The sequence below is a fragment of the Paenarthrobacter sp. TYUT067 genome (genome assembly GCF_023656375.1).
Classification (GTDB): Bacteria; Actinomycetota; Actinomycetes; order Actinomycetales; family Micrococcaceae; genus Arthrobacter.
The window spans coordinates 40,244-58,723 of record NZ_JAMOIT010000016.1; the positions used below are offsets into that span (position 1 = coordinate 40,244).

The 18,480-nt window shown below is 62.9% G+C and carries 14 protein-coding genes; 6 read left to right on the forward strand and 8 right to left on the reverse strand.

Translation table 11 applies throughout. The features are described from left to right. Positions 1–33: 33 nt before the first annotated feature. From MOD31_RS15005 to speB, 6 genes are all read right to left on the reverse strand, one after another. Positions 34–2,112, reverse strand: a complete 2,079-nt coding sequence (locus MOD31_RS15005) for an ABC transporter ATP-binding protein (protein ID WP_284705441.1) — start codon at positions 2,110–2,112, stop codon at positions 34–36. Continuing rightward, the gene (locus MOD31_RS15010) at positions 2,109–3,842 is read right to left on the reverse strand and encodes an ABC transporter ATP-binding protein (protein WP_250821011.1); all 1,734 of its coding nucleotides are present in this window, start codon (positions 3,840–3,842) and stop codon (positions 2,109–2,111) included. The genes MOD31_RS15005 and MOD31_RS15010 overlap by 4 nt, the downstream gene beginning before the upstream one ends. Positions 3,843–4,149: 307 nt before the next feature. Next, positions 4,150–6,270, reverse strand: coding sequence for an MFS transporter (locus MOD31_RS15015; RefSeq protein WP_250821012.1), 2,121 nt, complete (start codon positions 6,268–6,270; stop codon positions 4,150–4,152). An 8-nt stretch (positions 6,271–6,278) separates the two neighbouring features. Next, positions 6,279–6,761 (reverse strand): MarR family winged helix-turn-helix transcriptional regulator, encoded by a 483-nt coding sequence (locus tag MOD31_RS15020; protein WP_250821013.1) that lies wholly within the window; start codon positions 6,759–6,761, stop codon positions 6,279–6,281. 202 nt (positions 6,762–6,963) lie between these two features. Next, a complete protein-coding gene (locus MOD31_RS15025) occupies positions 6,964–8,667 on the reverse strand; it encodes a thiamine pyrophosphate-binding protein (RefSeq protein ID WP_250821014.1) in 1,704 nt (567 codons plus the stop codon). Further along, positions 8,664–9,734 (reverse strand): agmatinase, encoded by a 1,071-nt coding sequence (speB, locus tag MOD31_RS15030; RefSeq protein ID WP_142940051.1) that lies wholly within the window; start codon positions 9,732–9,734, stop codon positions 8,664–8,666. Before speB ends, MOD31_RS15025 begins: the two co-directional genes overlap by 4 nt. 217 nt (positions 9,735–9,951) lie before the next feature. Here speB and MOD31_RS15035 point away from each other — a divergent pair, with 217 nt between their 5' ends. Continuing rightward, positions 9,952–11,925 carry an amino acid transporter gene (locus MOD31_RS15035; RefSeq protein WP_250821015.1) on the forward strand — a complete coding sequence of 658 codons (1,974 nt, stop codon included), beginning with the start codon at positions 9,952–9,954 and terminating at the stop codon, positions 11,923–11,925. A 148-nt stretch (positions 11,926–12,073) separates the two neighbouring features. Here MOD31_RS15035 and MOD31_RS15040 read toward each other — a convergent pair whose 3' ends face one another. Then, positions 12,074–12,649, reverse strand: a complete 576-nt coding sequence (locus tag MOD31_RS15040; protein WP_024819844.1) for a helix-turn-helix domain-containing protein — start codon at positions 12,647–12,649, stop codon at positions 12,074–12,076. 266 nt (positions 12,650–12,915) lie between these two features. On the opposite strand from MOD31_RS15040, the gene MOD31_RS15045 reads away from it, so the two are divergent. Next, positions 12,916–14,433 carry a sodium:solute symporter gene (locus MOD31_RS15045; RefSeq protein WP_250821016.1) on the forward strand — a complete coding sequence of 506 codons (1,518 nt, stop codon included), beginning with the start codon at positions 12,916–12,918 and terminating at the stop codon, positions 14,431–14,433. Between the two features lie 225 nt (positions 14,434–14,658). Next, entirely contained in the window at positions 14,659–14,856 is a 198-nt protein-coding gene (locus tag MOD31_RS15050) for a hypothetical protein (RefSeq protein ID WP_250821017.1), read from the forward strand. Here MOD31_RS15050 and MOD31_RS15055 read toward each other — a convergent pair. Further along, entirely contained in the window at positions 14,853–15,044 is a 192-nt protein-coding gene (locus tag MOD31_RS15055; protein WP_142940054.1) for a hypothetical protein, read from the reverse strand. The two genes, MOD31_RS15050 and MOD31_RS15055, sit on opposite strands and share 4 nt — an antisense overlap. Before the next feature lie 226 nt (positions 15,045–15,270). On the opposite strand from MOD31_RS15055, the gene MOD31_RS15060 reads away from it, so the two are divergent. The 3 genes from MOD31_RS15060 (at position 15,271) to MOD31_RS15070 (ending at position 18,476) form a co-directional block, all read left to right on the forward strand. After that, positions 15,271–16,428 carry a VIT1/CCC1 transporter family protein gene (locus MOD31_RS15060; protein WP_223942602.1) on the forward strand — a complete coding sequence of 386 codons (1,158 nt, stop codon included), beginning with the start codon at positions 15,271–15,273 and terminating at the stop codon, positions 16,426–16,428. Positions 16,429–16,571: 143 nt separating this feature from the next. Beyond that, on the forward strand, positions 16,572–17,408 hold the full coding sequence (locus tag MOD31_RS15065) for a matrixin family metalloprotease (RefSeq protein ID WP_166841666.1): 837 nt from the start codon (positions 16,572–16,574) through the stop codon (positions 17,406–17,408). Positions 17,409–17,474: 66 nt separating this feature from the next. After that, positions 17,475–18,476, forward strand: a complete 1,002-nt coding sequence (locus MOD31_RS15070) for a matrixin family metalloprotease (protein ID WP_142940055.1) — start codon at positions 17,475–17,477, stop codon at positions 18,474–18,476. Positions 18,477–18,480: the final 4 nt, after the last annotated feature.

Below are 18,480 nucleotides of genomic sequence, written 5' to 3' on the forward strand. Positions count from 1 at the left end.
GGGGTGCCATGGACTCCTTCAGTGTTTCCGTGCTCAGCTGTGCACCGCCGTCGAGTCGTCCACAGCGGTCTCTTCCTCACCAGCGAACTGGGACATGTACAACCGGTAGTAGGCCCCCTGCAGTGTGAGCAGGTGGGCATGGTTGCCCTGCTCCACGATCTTGCCGTTCTCCATCACCAAAATGGTGTCGGCGTCGCGGATAGTGGACAGGCGGTGGGCGATCACGAAGCTCGTCCGGTCCGTCCGAAGGGCAGCCATGGCCTTTTGCAGCAACAGCTCCGTACGGGTGTCCACGGAGCTTGTAGCTTCGTCCAGGATCAGCAGCGACGGATCTGAAACGAAGGCACGGGCGATGGTGATGAGCTGCTTTTCACCGGCGCTGACGTTGTTGCCTTCTTCGTCGATGATCGTCTGGTAACCGTCCGGGAGGGCACGCACAAAGCGGTCCACGTAGGTTGCCTTGGCCGCTTCCATGATCTGGTCCTCGGTGGCGTCCAGCTTGCCGTACTTGATGTTGTCGTAGATGGTCCCGCCAAACAGCCAGGCATCCTGCAACACCATGCCCACCTTGGACCGCAGTTCTGCGCGGCTAAGGTCCTTGATGTCCACGCCATCCAAGGTGATCCGGCCTGCGTTGAGCTCGTAGAAACGCATCACCAGGTTCACCAGCGTGGTCTTCCCGGCCCCGGTGGGGCCCACAATCGCCACGGTATGGCCAGGTTCGGCAGCAAAGGACAGGTCCTCAATGAGCGGTTTGTCTTCTACATAGCTGAACGAGACGTGCTCGAACTCAACATGGCCGTCGGTCTTGGCGGGCAGATTGCGGGTCCCGGTCTCTTCAACTTCTTCCTCGGCATCAAGGAACTCGAAGACGCGCTCTGCCGAGGCAACACCGGACTGCAGCATGTTGGCCATGCCGGCAATCTGGCCCAGCGGCTGGGTGAATTCACGTGAGTACTGAATGAAGGCGGTGGCATCGCCCAGGCTCATGGAGCCCGAGGCAACGCGCAAGCCACCCACCACGGCAATGCCGACGTAGGACAGGTAGGACACGAAGTTCATGGCCGGGAAGATCACGCCGGACACGAACTGCGCACCAAAGGAGGCCTTGTAGAGTTCCTCGTTCTTCTCGTCGAAACGCTTCAGCATGTCGGCATCGCGACCGAAGACCTTCACGAGGTCGTGTCCGGAGAAGGACTCCTCGATCTGGCCGTTCAGTGCGCCGGTGTTCTTCCACTGTGCTGCGAAGAGCTTCTGGCTGCGCGCACCAATGACGCCCGCCACAATGCCGGACAACGGCAGGGCGATCAGGGCAATGAGCGCCAATTCCCAGGAGACGATGAACATCATCACCGTGATGCCCAGGACTGTGAGCACTGAGCTGACCAGTTGGGAGAACGCCTGCTGGAGGCCCTGCTGGACGTTGTCGACGTCGTTGGTCACGCGGGACAGGATGTCGCCGCGCTGGCGGGTGTCGAAGTAGTTCAGCGGGAGCCGGTTGAGCTTTGCCTGAACGTCGTTGCGCAGCTTCTTAATGACCCGCATGACGATCCTGTTGAGCAACCAACCCTGGGCCCACAGGAAGATGTTGGCCACAAAGTACATCAGGAGCACGATCGAAATCAGGAACGTCAGCTTGGGGAAGTCAATCCCGTTGGTGAGCTCCATCTTGGAGACCATGTCCGCGAAGTTGCCTTGACCTTGCTGGCGCATGAGCTCAACGAACTGCTCCTGCGAGACCCCCTCCGGGATCTGCCGGCCCACAACACCACCGAAGATAACGTCCATGGCACTACCCAGGACCTTCGGAGCAATCACATTGAGGACCACCGAGACAATGACGAGCCCGATCACGATGTACACGCCAACGGCCTCGGGCTTCAGCAGGCCCATGAGTCGCTTGGCGGACGGCCAGAACTCTTTGGCCTTCTTTGCCGGGACGTCGCCGAACATACCGCCATCAGCTTCGGAGGGGACGTATTCTTCTTCAACAAAGTCGTCGTCATCGAGCACTTCGGTGGCTACCTCAGCTTCGGCTGTTGCCTTGGCATCTTTGGCGGCTTGAGCCTTGGCAGCCCAGCCACGCCTCTTCTGCTGGTCCTGCTCGGTCATGCCACTTCCTCCACGCTCAGCTGGGATTCAACGATTTCCTGGTAGGTGGGTGAGGTCTCCAGCAGTTCGTCGTGCGTTCCGCGGTCAACAATCCTTCCGTTATCCAGCACAAGGATCTCGTCCGCGTCCGCGATGGTAGAGACGCGCTGGGCCACGATGATGACTGTGGAATCCCGGGTCTTGGCCTTCAAGGCTTTGCGCAGACGGGCGTCGGTAGCAACATCGAGCGCGGAGAACGAATCATCAAACAGGTACACATTCGGTTTGGTAACCAACGCCCTGGCAATGGATAGCCTCTGGCGCTGGCCACCGGAGACATTGGTACCGCCTTGGGCGATGCGCCGGTTCAAACCGGATGACTTTTCTTCCACGAAGCCCTTGGCCTGTGCCGTTTCCAACGCGTCCCACAGCTCTTCGTCCGTGGCGTCAGGCTTGCCGAAACGAAGGTTGTGCTCGATTGTTCCTGAGAACAAGTACGGCTTCTGCGGCACCGCAGATACGCGGCTGGTGATCTCCGATGCGTCCATCTTCGTGACGGGCACACCGTCCAGCAGGACGTCACCGGATGCGACGTCGTAAAGCCGCGGCAGCAGCGAGACCAAGGTGGTCTTGCCGGCGCCCGTGGAGCCGATGATGGCCAGGGTCTTGCCCGGCTCAGCAGTGAAGGAAATGTTGCTCAGCACCGGAGCCTCGGCACCGGGGTACTTGAAGGTGACGTCCCGGAACTCCACGCGTCCCTTCTTCTCAGCAGGCACTACTGGCGAGCTGGGGTTGTGGATGGAAGGCTCGACGTCCAGTACCTCACCGATGCGGTCTGCACAGACGGATGCGCGGGGAATCATCATGGCCATGAACGTGCCCATCATGACAGCCATCAGGATCTGCAGCAGGTACTGGAGGAAGGCCGTGAGCGCACCCACCTGCATCTCCCCGGAATCCACCCGCTGGCCGCCAAACCACAGCACGGCGGCCGTGGACAGGTGCAGGATCATGCCGATGGCCGGGAACATCAGGACGAACAGGTTGCCGATCTTTACCGACACTGCAGTGAGGTCATCATTGGCGTCCCCGAAGCGCCTGGCCTCGTGGGGCTCGCGAACAAAGGCCCGGACCACGCGAATACCGATGATCTGTTCGCGCAGTACGCCATTGATGGCGTCGATCTTGGTCTGCATGGAACGGAACAGCGGCATGAGACGGACTACAAGGTAGCCCACCACGGCCACCAGGACAGGAACGGAGACCCAGACCAACCAGGAAAGGCTAAGGTCCTCACGGAGCGCCATGATGATGCCGCCCACACACATGATGGGGGTTGAGACCATGAAGTTCAGGCCCATGAGCACCAGCATCTGTACCTGCTGGACATCGTTGGTACCGCGGGTAATCAGCGTGGGAGCACCGAAAGTGTTGACGTCCTGGGCTGAGAAGCTACTGACCTGCCGGAAGACGCTGCGGCGCAGGTCCCTGCCAATGGCCATTGCAACGCGGGACCCGAAGTACACAGCGATGATGGCAGTGACCACTTGTCCAAGGGCGACAGCGAGCATGAGGGCACCGGTCTGCCAGATGAAGTCGGTGTCTCCGCGGGAAACTCCCTCATCAATAATTCTGGCGTTGAGGCTGGGGAGGTACAGCGTAGCGATGGTGGATGCGAGCTGAAAAATCAGCACGGCCACGATCTGCGGCAAATACGGCTTGGAGTAGCGCCGTATAAGGGTGACAAGCATGCCCACGGGTCCTTAGAAAGAGTGCGTGAAAGAGGTAAGAGAAGTGTGGCAGCCGGGGCTGACAGTATTAGCCTCCCTACTCTACGAAATCCGTTGCCCCGGCGAAACATCTTTCGGGAAAGATCATCCCAGCGGAGTATCTGCCGGGTGGCGGGTGCTCCCGCTTCCGCAAGTCCGGTAGTCGGGGCAGACAAGAAAGCGCCGGCTGGTTTCCCAGCCGGCGCTCCCAATCCCGCCCTCGTTGGCCGTTCTGACCGGACTCCGCAAGGAGCCCTGGATTCCCGGACAGGGCCGGGACCCCAGTGAGTTAGCCTGCGTGCTTGCCGTGGTCCGAACGTGCTTCGACGCCTTGGAGGAGCAGCAACGCCATGCGCTCCTGCTGCCTGCGCTCACGCTTGAGTTCTTTGCGGATCGCTGCAAGTTCTTCCGCGGTGTGGGCTTGCTGCTCGGCAATGGTCTGCTGCTCCCGCAACCGGGCCTGCAGCTCCACGTTGGCACGGCTCAGCTGAAGCTGTTGTTCCGCCAAGACGTACTGGGTACGGGACAACTGCTCCTGGACTTCCTTCACATCAGCGGTACCGTGAGGCCGTTCCTGGGTGAGGATCCGAGCGAACTCGAGGTCAAGATCGGTTCCGGACTCCGGGTTCGGAACCTGACGGTCCCCTACCGGAGCTTGACGGTCCCCTACCGGAACCTGACGGTCCGCCCCTAGCTGACCTCCGCCCACCGAAACTGCAGGATGGGCACCCACGCGGCGGGCGCCGTCGTCGGACGCTTTCACTGCGTCCAGGGACGCCGTGTCCAGTGACATTCCGGCGTCCCCTGAAGCCGTGGCAACCAGTTCTTTCTCAGGAGCTGCATCCACGGTGCGTCGCAGTGGACGCTCCTTGATGAACAGCACGGCGAGGAGGGCAACGACGCTGATGATCGCGGAGATCAGGAAGATCTGAGCAGTCGCGTCACCGTAGGCAGCGCGCATGATGTCCGCGATGGGGGCAGGCATGTCAGCCAGGTCCATGCTCGCTCCGGACGCGCCACCCTGGGCAGGGATCCCTGCGGCAGTCATGCCCTCAACAGCGAGTTCTTTCACGTGGTTGGACATGATGGCGCCGAGAACGGATACGCCGATTGCGCCACCGACCGAGCGGAAGAACGCCACGGAGGCACTGGCGGTTCCGATGTCCTTGGCCTGGACGGTGTTCTGAACAGCGAGGACCAGGTTCTGCATCAGCATGCCCAGGCCGAGCCCGAACACACCGGTGTAGATCGCCACTATCCACAGTTCAGTGGTGTGGTCCATGGTTCCGGCGAATGCGAGTCCGCCAATGAGGAGCACGGAGCCTGCAATCAGGAACCTCTTCCACTTGCCGAAGCGGCTGATCAGGATGCCCGAAGCGACCGAACCGATGAGGTTTCCGGCGATCATGGGCAGCGTCAGCAGCCCTGCCTCGGTGGGTGTGGCGCCGCGGGCAACCTGGAAGTACTGACCCAGGAAGGTTGAGGAACCGAACATGGCGATGCCCACCGCAACGGAGGCAACAATGGCCAGGGCCGTGGTGCGCTCGGAGATGATCTTGAGCGGGATGATGGGCTGGGCCACCTTGGTTTCCACGAACACGAGCACAGCCAGAAGAGCTACGCCGCCACCCACCATGAGGGCGGACTGCCAGGAGAACCAGTCGTAGTAGTCGGGGTTGCCGGCGAAGGAAACCCAGATCAGCAACAGGCTGACGCCGGAGGTCAGCAGGATGGAGCCGAGCCAGTCGATCTTGGCGGGACGCTTGATGTGCTCGATTTTCAGCGTCACCTGCAGCAGTATGAGCGCGACGACGGCCAGGGGCACGCAGACGAAGAACGTCCAGCGCCAGCCCAACGGGCTGTCAACGATGAAGCCACCCAACAGCGGTCCGCCAGCAGTGCCAACGGCCATGACGGCACCCATGTAACCGGAGTATTTACCGCGGTCGCGCGGCGGAATCATGGAGCCGATGATTGCCTGGGCCAAGGCTGTGAGGCCACCCATGGCCACGCCTTGGATGACGCGGGCGGTGAGCAGCAGCGGAATGGTTTCGGAGAGTCCAGCCATGACTGAGCCGGCCACAAAGATGATGATGCTCAGCTGGACCAGGAGCTTTTTGTCGAAAAGGTCGGCGAGCTTGCCCCAGATGGGTGTGGTTGCAGCGTTGGCCAGCAACGCTGCCGTGATGACCCAGGCGAAGTCGGTTTGGGTGCCCTTGAGCTCGGACATGATGGTGGGCAATGCGTTGGCAACAATAGTGCTGCTGAGGATTGCGGTGAAGAAGGCGGCGAGGAGGCCGGTGAGGGCTTCCATGATCTGCCGGTGCGTCATGGGCGCTGCGGCTTTGCTGGCCGCGGGGCTGACTGAGGCGTCCACCGCCTTGGTGTTCTGAACTGCTGGTGTGGCCATGGTGGCTCCTAAGCTGTCTGGTTGGTTGTGATGGAGCCGGCCGTCGTTGCCCGGATTGAGTCCTTGAGTGACTCGGTGAGTTTGTTGATGACCTGGGAGGCCTCGAGGGCGTCAGCCTCGCTCCAATCCGCCAGGTAATCGCGCAGTCTCACGCTGCGTTGTTCTTCGAATTCGCGCAGTTTCGCGGAGCCTTCCTCCGTCAGGGCAAGCAGTTGGGCCCTGCCGTCCGCGGGATCGGGCCGCCTGACCACGAAGCCCAGTTCCTCGAGTTCGGTGACGTGCCGGCTCAGGACCGGTGCGCTGACACCGAGCCGCGTGGCCAGATGCGTAGCGCGGGTCTCCCCCTCGCCAATGAATCGCATCACCCCTTGAACAGCCATTCCGACGTCGGGAACACGCGCCATGTGGGCGGTCACCACACAGCGCAGTGTGCGCTGGAGGTCGAAGATTTGATGCACAAGATCGGTTGCTGTGGCGGAACCGACGGACATGGAAAACACCCCTCTTTTGCTTGCCTAAAGCAACTATAACTCAGATTGATTGCTTTGGGAAACTAAAGATGCGTTTCGGTTCAGTTGCGGGGCCCGCTCTGCACCTTATTTCGCGGGAATTGGGTGCAGAGTGGGCCTCGCAACGCAGAAAACCCCCGCACGAGGTTCCGTGCGGGGGCTTTCTGCGTTTACTACGGTCTACTTAGTCATCCAAATGCGTGGGGCCGAACATCTTCAGCAGGGTCTCAACCACGACGACGTTGGGTCCGTCCGCTGCGAAGGACGCCTTGAGCGCGTCCCCCACTTCCTCCGGGGAAACCCGGCGCGCCGGGACGCCGAAGGACTCGGCAAGCTTCACGAAGTCCGGGCGGGCGAGCTCGGTGGCGGTGGCTTGGCCAAAGGCGCCCACCATGTACTCGCGCAGGATGCCGTAGCCGCCGTCGTCCACAATCAGCCAGGTGACCGGGACGTTGTGCTGCTTGGCGGTGGCGAGCTCGGAGATGGAGTACATGGAGGATCCGTCACCGGAAACGGCCAGCACCCTGCTCGGCTTGCCGATGGTCTCCAGTCCCACGGCACCGCCGATTGCCGCAGGGAAACCGTAGCCCAAGCCGCCGGCGCCTTGGGCGGAGTGGAACTGGCCCTGCCGGGCGTCCCAGCAGCTCCAGCCCCAGTACGCAGAGATGGTCATGTCCCAGAACGTCTGCATGTCAGCCGGAACAGCCTCGCGGATGTCGGCCATGAACTTCAGTTCCTTGGCCAGGTCCTGTGATTCCAGGCGGGCCTTGACCTTGGCCAGGGATTCCTTGACCACGTCCTCCGGGCTGGTGCCGTGCCAGTCACGCTTCACGGAGTCCGCGGCACCGGCAGCTGCGAGGGCTTCGTCCAGGGCCGCTAGGGCCTGGCCGGCGTCGGCACGGATGCCCAAACCGGGCCGGTTGGATTCCAGGACGCGGGGTTCGGCGTCGATCTGGATGATCCGGCCGCGTGGTTCGAACGTGAAGTAGTTCGAGGTCACTTCACCCAGGGAGGAGCCGATCACGATCAGCACATCGGCGTCTTCCAGGACGTCGGTCATATACCGGTCCTCGATCCACGACTGTAAGGACAGCTCGTGGGTCCACGGGAACGCGCCGTTGCCGCCCGGGGTGCAAATGACCGGAGCCCGTAATTGCTCGGCGATCGAGAGCAACGACTTCTCGGCCCGGCCACGACGGGTACCGCCGCCGGCGATGATGGCCGGACGTTCCGCCGTCGAAAGCCACTTCACGGCCTCGCGGATCAGCTCGACGCGCGGCGGGTTGTCGAATGCTTCGGCGAGGGCGTCCTCCACCGGGGGAACCATGATCGGGTCCAGCAGGACGTTTTGCGGGATTTCGATCCACACAGGGCCCTGCGGTGAGGAAATCGCTTCGGTCCACGCGTCCTGGATGGCCGAGGGGATGCCCGAGGCGTGCTGGATCAGTCGCTGGCTCTTGGTGACGTTCGCGGCCGAGGCCTTCTGGTCATCAAGCTGGTGCAACATGCCCTTGCGGCGGGCACCCAGGCCATCGAGCGGAATCTGGCTGGCCACAACCACCATGGGAACACCTGTGGCATAGGCCTCCTGCAAACCGGCCAGGGACGTCAGCGCACCGGGCCCGGTGGACAGGAACAGCACACCCACCTCGCCGGTGGCACGTGAATACCCGTCCGCCGCGAACGCCGAGTTGTTCTCCACACGGGAGGAAACGAAGTGCAAGTTGCCGCGACCCATGGCGTCGAAGAGACCCAGGGCGTGCTGGCCCGGGATACCGAAGACAGTCTTCGCGCCCAGCGCTTCAAGGGTCTCGACGACGAGGTCCCCACCGTTGCGCTGGTTGGTTCCCTTGGTGGGGGCTGCTGTGCCCGGATCGAAATCGATCATCGCTGGTCTCCGGTTGCTCCGGTTGCCTGCGCGAGTTCCGCGATGCGGGCGCCGAGGGCCTGCTGCGCGTAGCCGTTGGGGGCACCTTGGCGGTCACCTTCCACTGCGTTGTCCGCCATGAGGGTCACGAGCTCGTAGGCTACGTGGCTGCCTGCAACACCGGTAATTTCCGCGTGGTCGTAGGCCGGAGCAACTTCAACGATGTCCGCACCAACGAGGTTCATGCCCCGGAAACCACGGATGATTTCCAGGAGCTCGCGGCTGGTGATGCCGCCGGCTTCAGGAGTGCCGGTGCCGGGCGCGTGCGCCGGATCCAGGACATCGATGTCCACGGAGATGTACAGCGGACGGTTGCCGATGCGGTCGCGGATCTTAGCCACGGTCTCAAGGACGCCCTGGTAGTAGACGTCTGCGGAGGTGACGATTCCGAAGCCGAAGCGGTGGTCGTCGTCGAGGTCCTTCTTGCCATACAGCGGACCGCGGGTACCGACGTGGCTGATGGCCTCGGTGTCAAGGATGCCCTCTTCCACGGCCCGACGGAACGGGGTGCCGTGCGTGTACTCGGCGCCAAAGTAGGTATCCCAGGTGTCCAGGTGCGCATCGAAGTGGAGCATCGCGATGGGCTCACCGGCACGCTCAGCGGCTGCCCTCAACAGAGGCAGGGCAATGGTGTGGTCGCCACCGAGAGTGACCAGCTTGCTGCCGTTGGCCGTGAGGTCCAAGGCGTTCTGCTGGATGGTCTCGATGGCCTCGTTGATGTTGAACGGGTTCACGGCCATGTCGCCGGCGTCGGCAACCTGGATGTTCTCGAACGGGCTGACGTCCCATGCCGGGTTGTAGGGACGGAGCAGGCGGCTGGCTTCACGCACGTGGTTGGCACCGAAGCGCGCGCCAGGGCGGTAGGAAACGCCGGAATCGAAGGGGACGCCGACAACGGTGACGTCAGCCTTGGAGACCTGGTCCAGGCGGGGCAGGCGGGCATAGGTAGCGGCACCGGCGTAGCGCGGGATGCGGGATGAATCGATGGGGCCGAGGTTCCCGTTGGCCTCAATGCGGAGCTCTTCCAAAATGCCTCTCCTTCGAGATAAGTCAGCGTCTGTGACACCCATCATACACTCAAAGTTGTCTAATAAGCATCACATGTTTACAAATTGGCTTACCGGGCGTGCGTCATGAGATGCCCGTCACAGCGGGCGTTAAGATTCCATAAAAACCGGGGTCCCGACGTCGAACGCGGCCATACGCTCCTAGCGGAAGCAGCACACTGCTGCACGAAAGGACACCGTGACCACCCTGTCGAGGCCTCCGGCCGATCCGGCCAATCGGCCAAAGAACTCCTTAAAGCTCAAGCCATGGCTACTGGAGGGAATGCCGGATACCTCAGGGAAGCGGCAGGGACCCCACGGACGCCCTGCGGACTCGCACAAGCCCCAAGCCTGGTGGAAAGTCATGTGCCTCACGGGCCTGGACTACTTCTCCACCCTTGGCTACCAGCCAGCCATCGCCGCCCTGGCCGCCGGGCTGTTGTCCCCGCTGGCCACCCTGCTCCTGGTGCTCGCAACCCTGGCCGGCGCCCTCCCCGTATACCGGCGCGTTGCGAAGGAAAGCCCCCGCGGCGAAGGATCCATCGCCATGCTGGAGCGCCTGCTACCGCGATGGGGAGGCAAGCTGTTCGTCCTGGCCCTTCTTGGTTTTGCTGCGACCGACTTCATGATCACCATCACGCTGTCCGCCGCCGACGCCACAGCCCACCTCATCGAGAACCCTTTCGCGCCGCATTTCCTCGAAGGCCAGCAAGTAGTCATCACCTTGGCTTTGATCGCCGGCCTGGGCGTCGTCTTCCTCCGCGGATTCAAAGAAGCCATCAACGTGGCCGTGGTGCTGGTGGCAGCATTCCTCGCGCTGAACCTTGTGGTGATCGTGGTGTCCATGACTCATCTCTTTACCGAAGCCGGCGTCATCACCGACTGGTGGAGTGCGCTCACCACGTCCCATGGCGACCCCATCATGATGATCGCCCTGGCACTTCTGGTCTTTCCCCGCCTGGCGCTTGGACTTTCCGGATTCGAAACCGGAGTTGCCGTCATGCCTCAAATCAAGGGCCACGCAACAGACACCGATGCCAAGCCCACTGGCCGGATCAAGGGTGCGCACAAGCTCCTCACCACCGCGGCCATCATCATGAGCTCATTCCTCATCACCTCCAGCTTCACCACCGTCATGCTGATCCCCGCCGCCGAATTCCAGGACGGCGGTAAAGCCGAAGGCCGCGCTCTCGCTTACCTTGCGCACAAATTCCTAGGAGACGGCTTCGGAACCGTCTATGACGTCAGCACCATCGCCATCCTCTGGTTCGCAGGCGCGTCAGCCATGGCCGGGCTCTTGAACCTCGTCCCCCGTTACCTGCCCCGCTATGGCATGGCGCCGGCATGGGCACGCGCCCTCCGCCCGCTGGTCCTGGTGTTCACTGTCATCGCCTTCTTTGTCACCATCATCTTCAAGGCGGACGTCAACGCCCAAGGTGGCGCCTACGCCACTGGTGTGCTGGTCCTGATAACTTCGGCCTCCATTGCCGTCACACTGTCTGCACGGCGGAAGAAGCAGCGGGCACAGGTCATCGGCTTTGGTCTGATCTCCCTCGTCTTCGTCTACACCACCGTAGTCAACTCGATCGAGCGCCCCGACGGCCTGAAGATCGCCGCCCTCTTCATTCTGGGCATCATGGTAGTTAGCTTCATATCCCGCATGCGGCGCGCGTTCGAACTTCGGGCCACTCACATCAAGATGGACGAGAAAGCCCTCGAATTCACGGCCAACGCCGCCGAGGGTCCCGTCCGCATCATCGCCCACGAACCCAAACACCTCAGCGCAAGCCGATACAGGGAGAAGCTCCAGCACGCCCAGCAGGCAAGTCACCTGCCCGTTGACTGCGACGCCGTCTTCATTGAGGTCATTGTGGACGACAGCTCCGACTTTGAGCAGGAGCTCCAAGTGGTGGGCAAGGTCCGGCACGGGTTCAAGATCCTGGAGGTGCACAGCAACAACGTGCCCAACACCGTGGCCGCAGTACTCCTCCACATCCGCGACGTCACAGGATTCATGCCCCATATCTACTTCCGCTGGACCGAGGGCAATCCGATCTCCAACCTCAGCAAGTTCCTGTTCTTCGGCGAAGGAGAGATCGCCCCGGTGACCCGCGAGGTACTTCGGGAGGCCGAGCCTGACATCACCCGACGCCCGTGGGTGCACGTGGGCTAACCCCGGACCCGCGCGCTCCTCCCCGGTTGGTCCCCTCGCAGGCTGCGCTCCTCCCCGGTTGGTCCCCTCGCAGGCTGCGCTCCTCCCCGGATTTCGCGCGCTCCGCTTAGCCTGTGCGGAGATCTGGGAGGGAGCGCAGGGAGTGAAGCTAGCGGCTCGCCGCCGGCACCAGGACCCACAGCACCTCAACGGTCTCGTCCGTGGGGTTGATCCAAGTGTGGGGTTCCCGGCCCGGGAAGGAGAGAGTGTCCCCTTCTTCGAGGTCGTACTCCTCGTTGGTGAGGATGAGCTTGATCCGTCCCTTGACCACGTGCAGGACATCGACGTCGCAGTCCACGGCGTAGAGCTCGTTTTCGCCGCGGCCACGTGGCTCGATGGTTGCCTGCAGGATCTGTAAGCGACGCTCGGAGCGGGCGGTCAATAGACGCTCCACGATGCCCTGGCCGCCCAGGGAAATGCGGGGGCCGTCGTCGCGCTTGGTCAGGTGTGTCTCCGGAGCTGCGAAGAGGTCGCCCACGGAGACGGACAGCACTTGGCACAGAGTGACCAGCGAGGCAACCGACGGCGATGTCAGGTCCCGCTCCACCCGGCTGAGGAAGCCCTTGGTCAGACCGGTAGCGTCCGCCACTTGCTCGATGGTGAGGCGCTGCGCTTGCCGGGCTGCGCGGATTCTGGAACCGATGGCAACGGGAACATTGCTCGGTTCAACGGGTAGAGCCTTCATTCACGAACCTTTCAGGCCTGTCATGTGGCCCTGTCATTGGAGCAATAGTAGCCGGGAGACAGGCCAAGAACGCCAGAATACGCGGAAGCATGACCAAAGGATCTTGACTGTTACTCCCATCACAACATATCCTCAGAGGCAACAAGTGTTGCCTGTGAGGCACACAACACCTCCCCAATCTCCAATCATCAGCACAGAGACTTCGACTCTTCGCAGGAGTATCGTCGAAAACCCCAACCTCAGTGCATCAGCTCCAAGGACCGTTCATGGAATCATCGGCTATAAACATCGCAATCGTGGTGGCGTACCTGCTCGCCATGCTGGCATTCGGCTGGTGGGGCAAGTCCCGCACCAAGAACAACAGCGACTTCCTGGTGGCAGGCCGCCGCCTGGGCCCCTTCCTTTACACCGGCACCATGGCCGCAGTGGTCCTCGGTGGCGCATCCACCGTGGGCGGCGTCGGCCTGGGCTACAAGTTCGGCATCTCCGGCATGTGGCTTGTTGTGGCCATCGGCTCGGGTGTGCTGCTGCTCAGCCTCCTGTTCGCCGGGACCATCCAGAAACTCAAGATCTACACGGTCTCCCAGATGCTGACCCTCCGTTACGGCAGCACCGCAACCCAGACCTCGGGCATCGTCATGCTGGCCTACACACTGATGCTGTGTGCCACGTCCACCGGCGCCTACGCCACCATTTTCGTGGTCCTCTTCGGCTGGGAGCGTTGGCTGGCCATCGCCATCGGCGGCGCAATTGTCCTGGTCTACTCCACCATCGGCGGCATGTGGTCCATCACTTTGGCAGACCAGGTCCAGTTCGTCATCAAGACGGTGGGCATCTTCTTCCTGATGCTCCCCTTCGCCCTGAACGCTGCTGGCGGCCTGGACGGCATCCGCGCCCGCGTCGATGAGAGCTTCTTCGATATCGGCGGCATCGGCCTCCAAACGATCATCACCTACTTCGTCGTTTACACACTGGGCCTGCTGATCGGCCAGGACATCTGGCAGCGCGTCTTTACGGCCAAGACCCCCACGGTTGCCCGCTGGGGTGGGGCCACCGCCGGCATCTACTGCATCCTTTACGGCTTTGCCGGTGCCCTGATCGGCATGGCTGCCAGCGTTGCCCTCTCCGGTGTGGAGATCGCCGCCAAGGATGACGTCTACGCTGAAGTTGCCACCCGCCTGCTGCCCATCGGCATCGGTGGACTGGTGCTCGCTGCAGCTGTCGCAGCCATGATGTCCACGGCTTCCGGCGCGCTGATCGCTGCCGCCACCGTTGCCCGCGCAGACGTCATGCCTTTTGTTGCCAGCTGGTTCGGCAAGAAGGTGGACACCTCCGATTCCGACAACCCTGAGCACGACGTCAAGGCCAACCGCTACTGGGTCCTCGGACTGGGAATCGTGGCCATCATCATCGCCATCTCCACCAAGGACGTAGTGGCCGCTCTGACCATCGCCTACGACATCCTTGTGGGCGGCCTGCTGGTAGCCATCATCGGTGGCCTGGTGTGGAAGCACGGAACGGGCATCGCTGCAGCATGGTCCATGGCGGCCGGTTCAGTGGTAACCCTGGGCACCATGATCATCCTCGAGATCAACGCCGAAGTTCCCCTGGACGGCATCTACGCCAACGAGCCCATCTACTATGGCCTGATCGCCTCGGCACTGGTCTATGTGGTGGTTTCGCTCGCCAGCAAGCCCACCGATCCGGCAGTCATGAAGGCTTGGACCGACCGCGTTGCGGGCACACGCGTGGCAGAGGAAGAGGTCACCACGCCCGCCTCGTAGGCAGGTACAAAGAAACAAGCAAAGTTCGACGGCGGCGCCTCCCCTTTCCGGGGCGGCGTCGCCGTTGTTGCGTCCCGGAGGAGGCGTTGCGTGGCCCGCTCTGCACGATAAGGCGCGAACAAAGGGCGCAGAACGGGCCGCGCAACGAAGACACCCGAAACCCCGGCGGAAACGGCCACACCCACGGTCCCGGTGATTCCCGCCGTCGACCTCTTCACAGGCATGGTGACCATCACGACAAAGGACCGGACCGGGCGCTTCAGGCATCCCCAGCCGCAGTTGATCGCGCAGGCGTTGGCCCAAGCCATCCGCCCAACGCGCTGGTGTGAGGCGTCAAAGACGGTGACGGTGACTGTTGCCGCCGTCGGGAAGCGGGCAGGCCTCCAACGTCACTTCACGCTGAGCTGCGACCACCCGGCCTAGAGTTCCTCGTCCTCCTCGCGGAATTCTTCGGTTTCGTCGATGGGGACCACGCGTTCGTCGTCCTCGGGGGCGTCTACTTCCTCAACCCAGGGCTGGTCCACTTCCTGGTCTTCGGCGTAGTCGTAGGCCGGGTCGGACTCGATGGTTGCCCGTTCCGGGTGGTTGGCGTGTGATTCGGTGGTGTTCATGGTGCAACCTCCGTCTCGTGGGCCGGTTGGCCGGTGTCCTTCCATCTGAGCACCGGCGCAAACAAGGGTCAAGGAGCGGAAGGAAATTACGGTGCACCGAACATTCCAGTTAAGGAATACCGGCCAAAAATCCGCGCGGATAAGCGGTAGTGTGGGGCGTGCAAAGGGGCGCAACTACCCCACCCAGCACAGGAGACAAGTGCCCAGCACAGGAGACGTAGTGCAGATGCACCAGGAATCCCACAGTTCGTCGAGCCCCGCTCCGGACCCCACCCCCGACTCAGCAGCCCCCGAATCAGCAGCCGCGCTTCCGTCGAACGCGGACATCCGCCGGTGGCGCCAGTACCTGGCCGATGAGCGTGCCGAAGCCGCCGTGTACCGCGAACTTGCCCAGCGGCGTGACGGCGAGGAGCGCCAAATCCTGCTCGCCTTGGCCGAAGCTGAAGGCCGCCACGAAGCACACTGGCTCAAGCTCCTTGGCGAGCACGCCGGAATGCCCAAGGCAGCGTCCGCCCGGAGCCAGTTCCTGGGATTCCTTGCCCGTAATTTCGGCTCGGTCTTTGTGCTGGCGTTGGCCCAACGCGCCGAGGGCCGTTCCCCCTACGGCACCGAGCCTGCAGCAACGCCTGCCATGGTTGCCGATGAACAAATCCACGAGGAAGTTGTCCGGGGCCTGGCCACGCGCGGACGCAACAGGCTCTCCGGAACCTTCCGCGCCGCAGTCTTTGGCGCCAATGACGGACTGGTCAGCAACCTCTCGTTGGTGATGGGCATGGCAGCAACCGGTGTACCCAGCCCTGTAGTCCTGATGAGTGGCGTGGCAGGCTTGTTGGCCGGTGCGCTGTCCATGGGCGCGGGCGAATATGTCTCGGTCCGTTCCCAGCGCGAACTCCTTAACGCCACGCTTCCCACGCAGGCAACACTGACTGCCGCGCCTTCGTTGGATATTGAGCACAACGAACTGGTCCTGGTGTACCTTGCCAGGGGCATGACCCGTGAAGCTGCGGAGCACCGCGCGGCCGAGCGCATGGGTTTGTTCAGCTGCGACTGCGATCCGAGCCTGTCCTTGCAACCGGAAAAACCGCCGGCGGACGAGCACGAGTCCGTAGGCTCCGCATGGGGCGCGGCATTGTCCAGCTTCTGCTTCTTCGCCTCAGGTGCAATAGTGCCCATCCTGCCCTTCATCTTCGGCATGACGGGCCTTGCAGCCCTGATGGTGGCCGGGGTCCTGGTGGGCATCGCGCTCCTGGCCACGGGCGCCGTCGTCGGCTTGCTGTCCGGAACCTCGCCGCTGAGCCGCGGGCTGCGTCAGCTGGCCATCGGCCTGGGAGCGGCAGCTGCAACCTATGGGCTGGGCCTGGTGTTCGGGGCAACCATCATCTAAGTTTGGACGGCTCGGCCCGCAGAACGTAATGTTGGTTCGTCCTCCGCGCTGCCCCGCGTGATCCAGGGCATCATGAACGGAGAACCGTGGACCCGGAGCGGGAAGCAACACGTGCGCCAAAACACCGACGCAGTTCAACAGCTGTGCGGGTTCTCCGCGGTGTCCTCATGGCCGGAATTGCCGCAATCGTCGCTGTTCTGGTGAGTGGATATCTGCAGGGTGATCCCCGCATCACCGCACTGTTCCCGGGTGTCAGCGTTCCGGGTGCCCCGCAAAAGGGACCGGGCGTTGCAGAACCGGGGCGTGCCCCTGACGCGCCACCCCCGGGGCTTGAGGAGGCGGATGCCCCGCTGGCCTCCCCGTCAGCCCCCGGCACCACCAACGACTCATACAAGTTCCTGGCCACCAACGACGACGGCACACCCGTAGGTTATTCGCCGTGCCGCCCGCTTCATTACGTTGTGAACAACGCCACCGCACCTGTTGGCTCCGATGCCCTGCTGGCCACCGCCCTGGCCAATATTTCTGCGGCGTCGGGCATTCAGTTCATTGACGACGGCACCACGGACGAGTTGCCCGTGGACCGGCGCGAGCCCTACCAGCCGTCCAAATACGGTGACCGGTGGGCTCCCTTGCTGATCTCGTGGACCACCCCGGTGGAGGCCCCGGCGCTGGCGGATAACGTCATCGGGACCGGAGGCAGCACCATGTACTCCCTCAATAAGGGCCCCAAAAGTTACATCACGGGGAGCTTGGAGCTGGATACCCCGCAGGTCACGGAACTGCTTGCCAGCCCCGGCGGGGCCGACTACGTCCTGGCAGTCATGCAGCACGAACTGGGCCACGTGATGGGCCTGGATCACGTGGATGATCCCATCCAACTCATGTATCCGGAGATCGGGGCTCCCGACGGACTCGCGGCGGGAGACCTGAACGGCCTGCATCTTCTTGCCTCGGCGCCTTGCCGCAAGGACATCTGAGCGGCTTCGCGCTTCAAGCATTCGCGGCGTTGACTCCCGCCATGGACTCCCGGCGGAGTGGGACTTATGCTGGCCACTACGGTCGACGGCGGCGCCCCACCTCCCGTCGCGGCCTCCACGTCAGGGGGTTCCATGGAACCTTACGGGTCGCCCCAGTGGCCGGACCCCGATCCCCCTCGCCCGAAATACCTCCCGCACTCCCAGCGCCCGCCGGACCCTCCGCAGATCAGGCCGCCCATCAAGCACAGCAGCATCGCGGCCATCATGTTCCTCATCAGCGTCCTGGCGCTGGTGTGCGCGGGAGCCTACTTCAGCGGCGAACTCCGTCAGTTCCTGTATGGCCCGTCCGCAACGCAAAGCCAGGCTCCCCGGCCCGGATTGGTTCCTTTCGGCCAACGCCAGGACCCCGTCCCGGGACTCGAAGAAGCGGACGCGCCGCTGGGGACACCAGCCCCGCTGAACCGCACCAGTTCCTCATATAAGTTCCTGGCCGTCAAAGAAGACGGAACCCCGCTGGCCTATTCGCCGTGCAGGCCTATCCACTACGTGGTTAATTCGGACCTCGCGCCGGCCTCGTGGCAGCCTTTGGTGGTGGAGGCAGTGGAGCAGGCCAGTTCAGCTACGGGACTGAGGTTCGTCTATGACGGCCCCAGTTCCGAAGTTCCCTCCCCCACCAGGTCCGGATACCAGCCGGAAAGGTACGGGGACCGCTGGGCACCGGTCCTCATTGCGTGGACCACCCCGGAGCAGGTGCCACGCCTGACCGGGCAGACTGTGGGGCTTGGCGGGAGTTCTTCCATTGGCCTCAGCGACGGCTACAAGGCGTACGTCACCGGGACGGTGTCCTTGGATGCTCCCCAGTTCGCTGAGATCGTGAACGCTCCCAACGGGGAGGAGATCGGCGTAGCTGTGATCATGCACGAGCTCGGTCATCTCCTGGGCCTGGACCATGTGGACGATCCCCGGCAGCTCATGTTCGATCAAGCTTCCTGGGTGCGCGGGTACGCTGCCGGCGACCTCACCGGCTTGGCCCAGCTGGGCAGGGGACCTTGCAGCAAGGATTTCTGAGGTC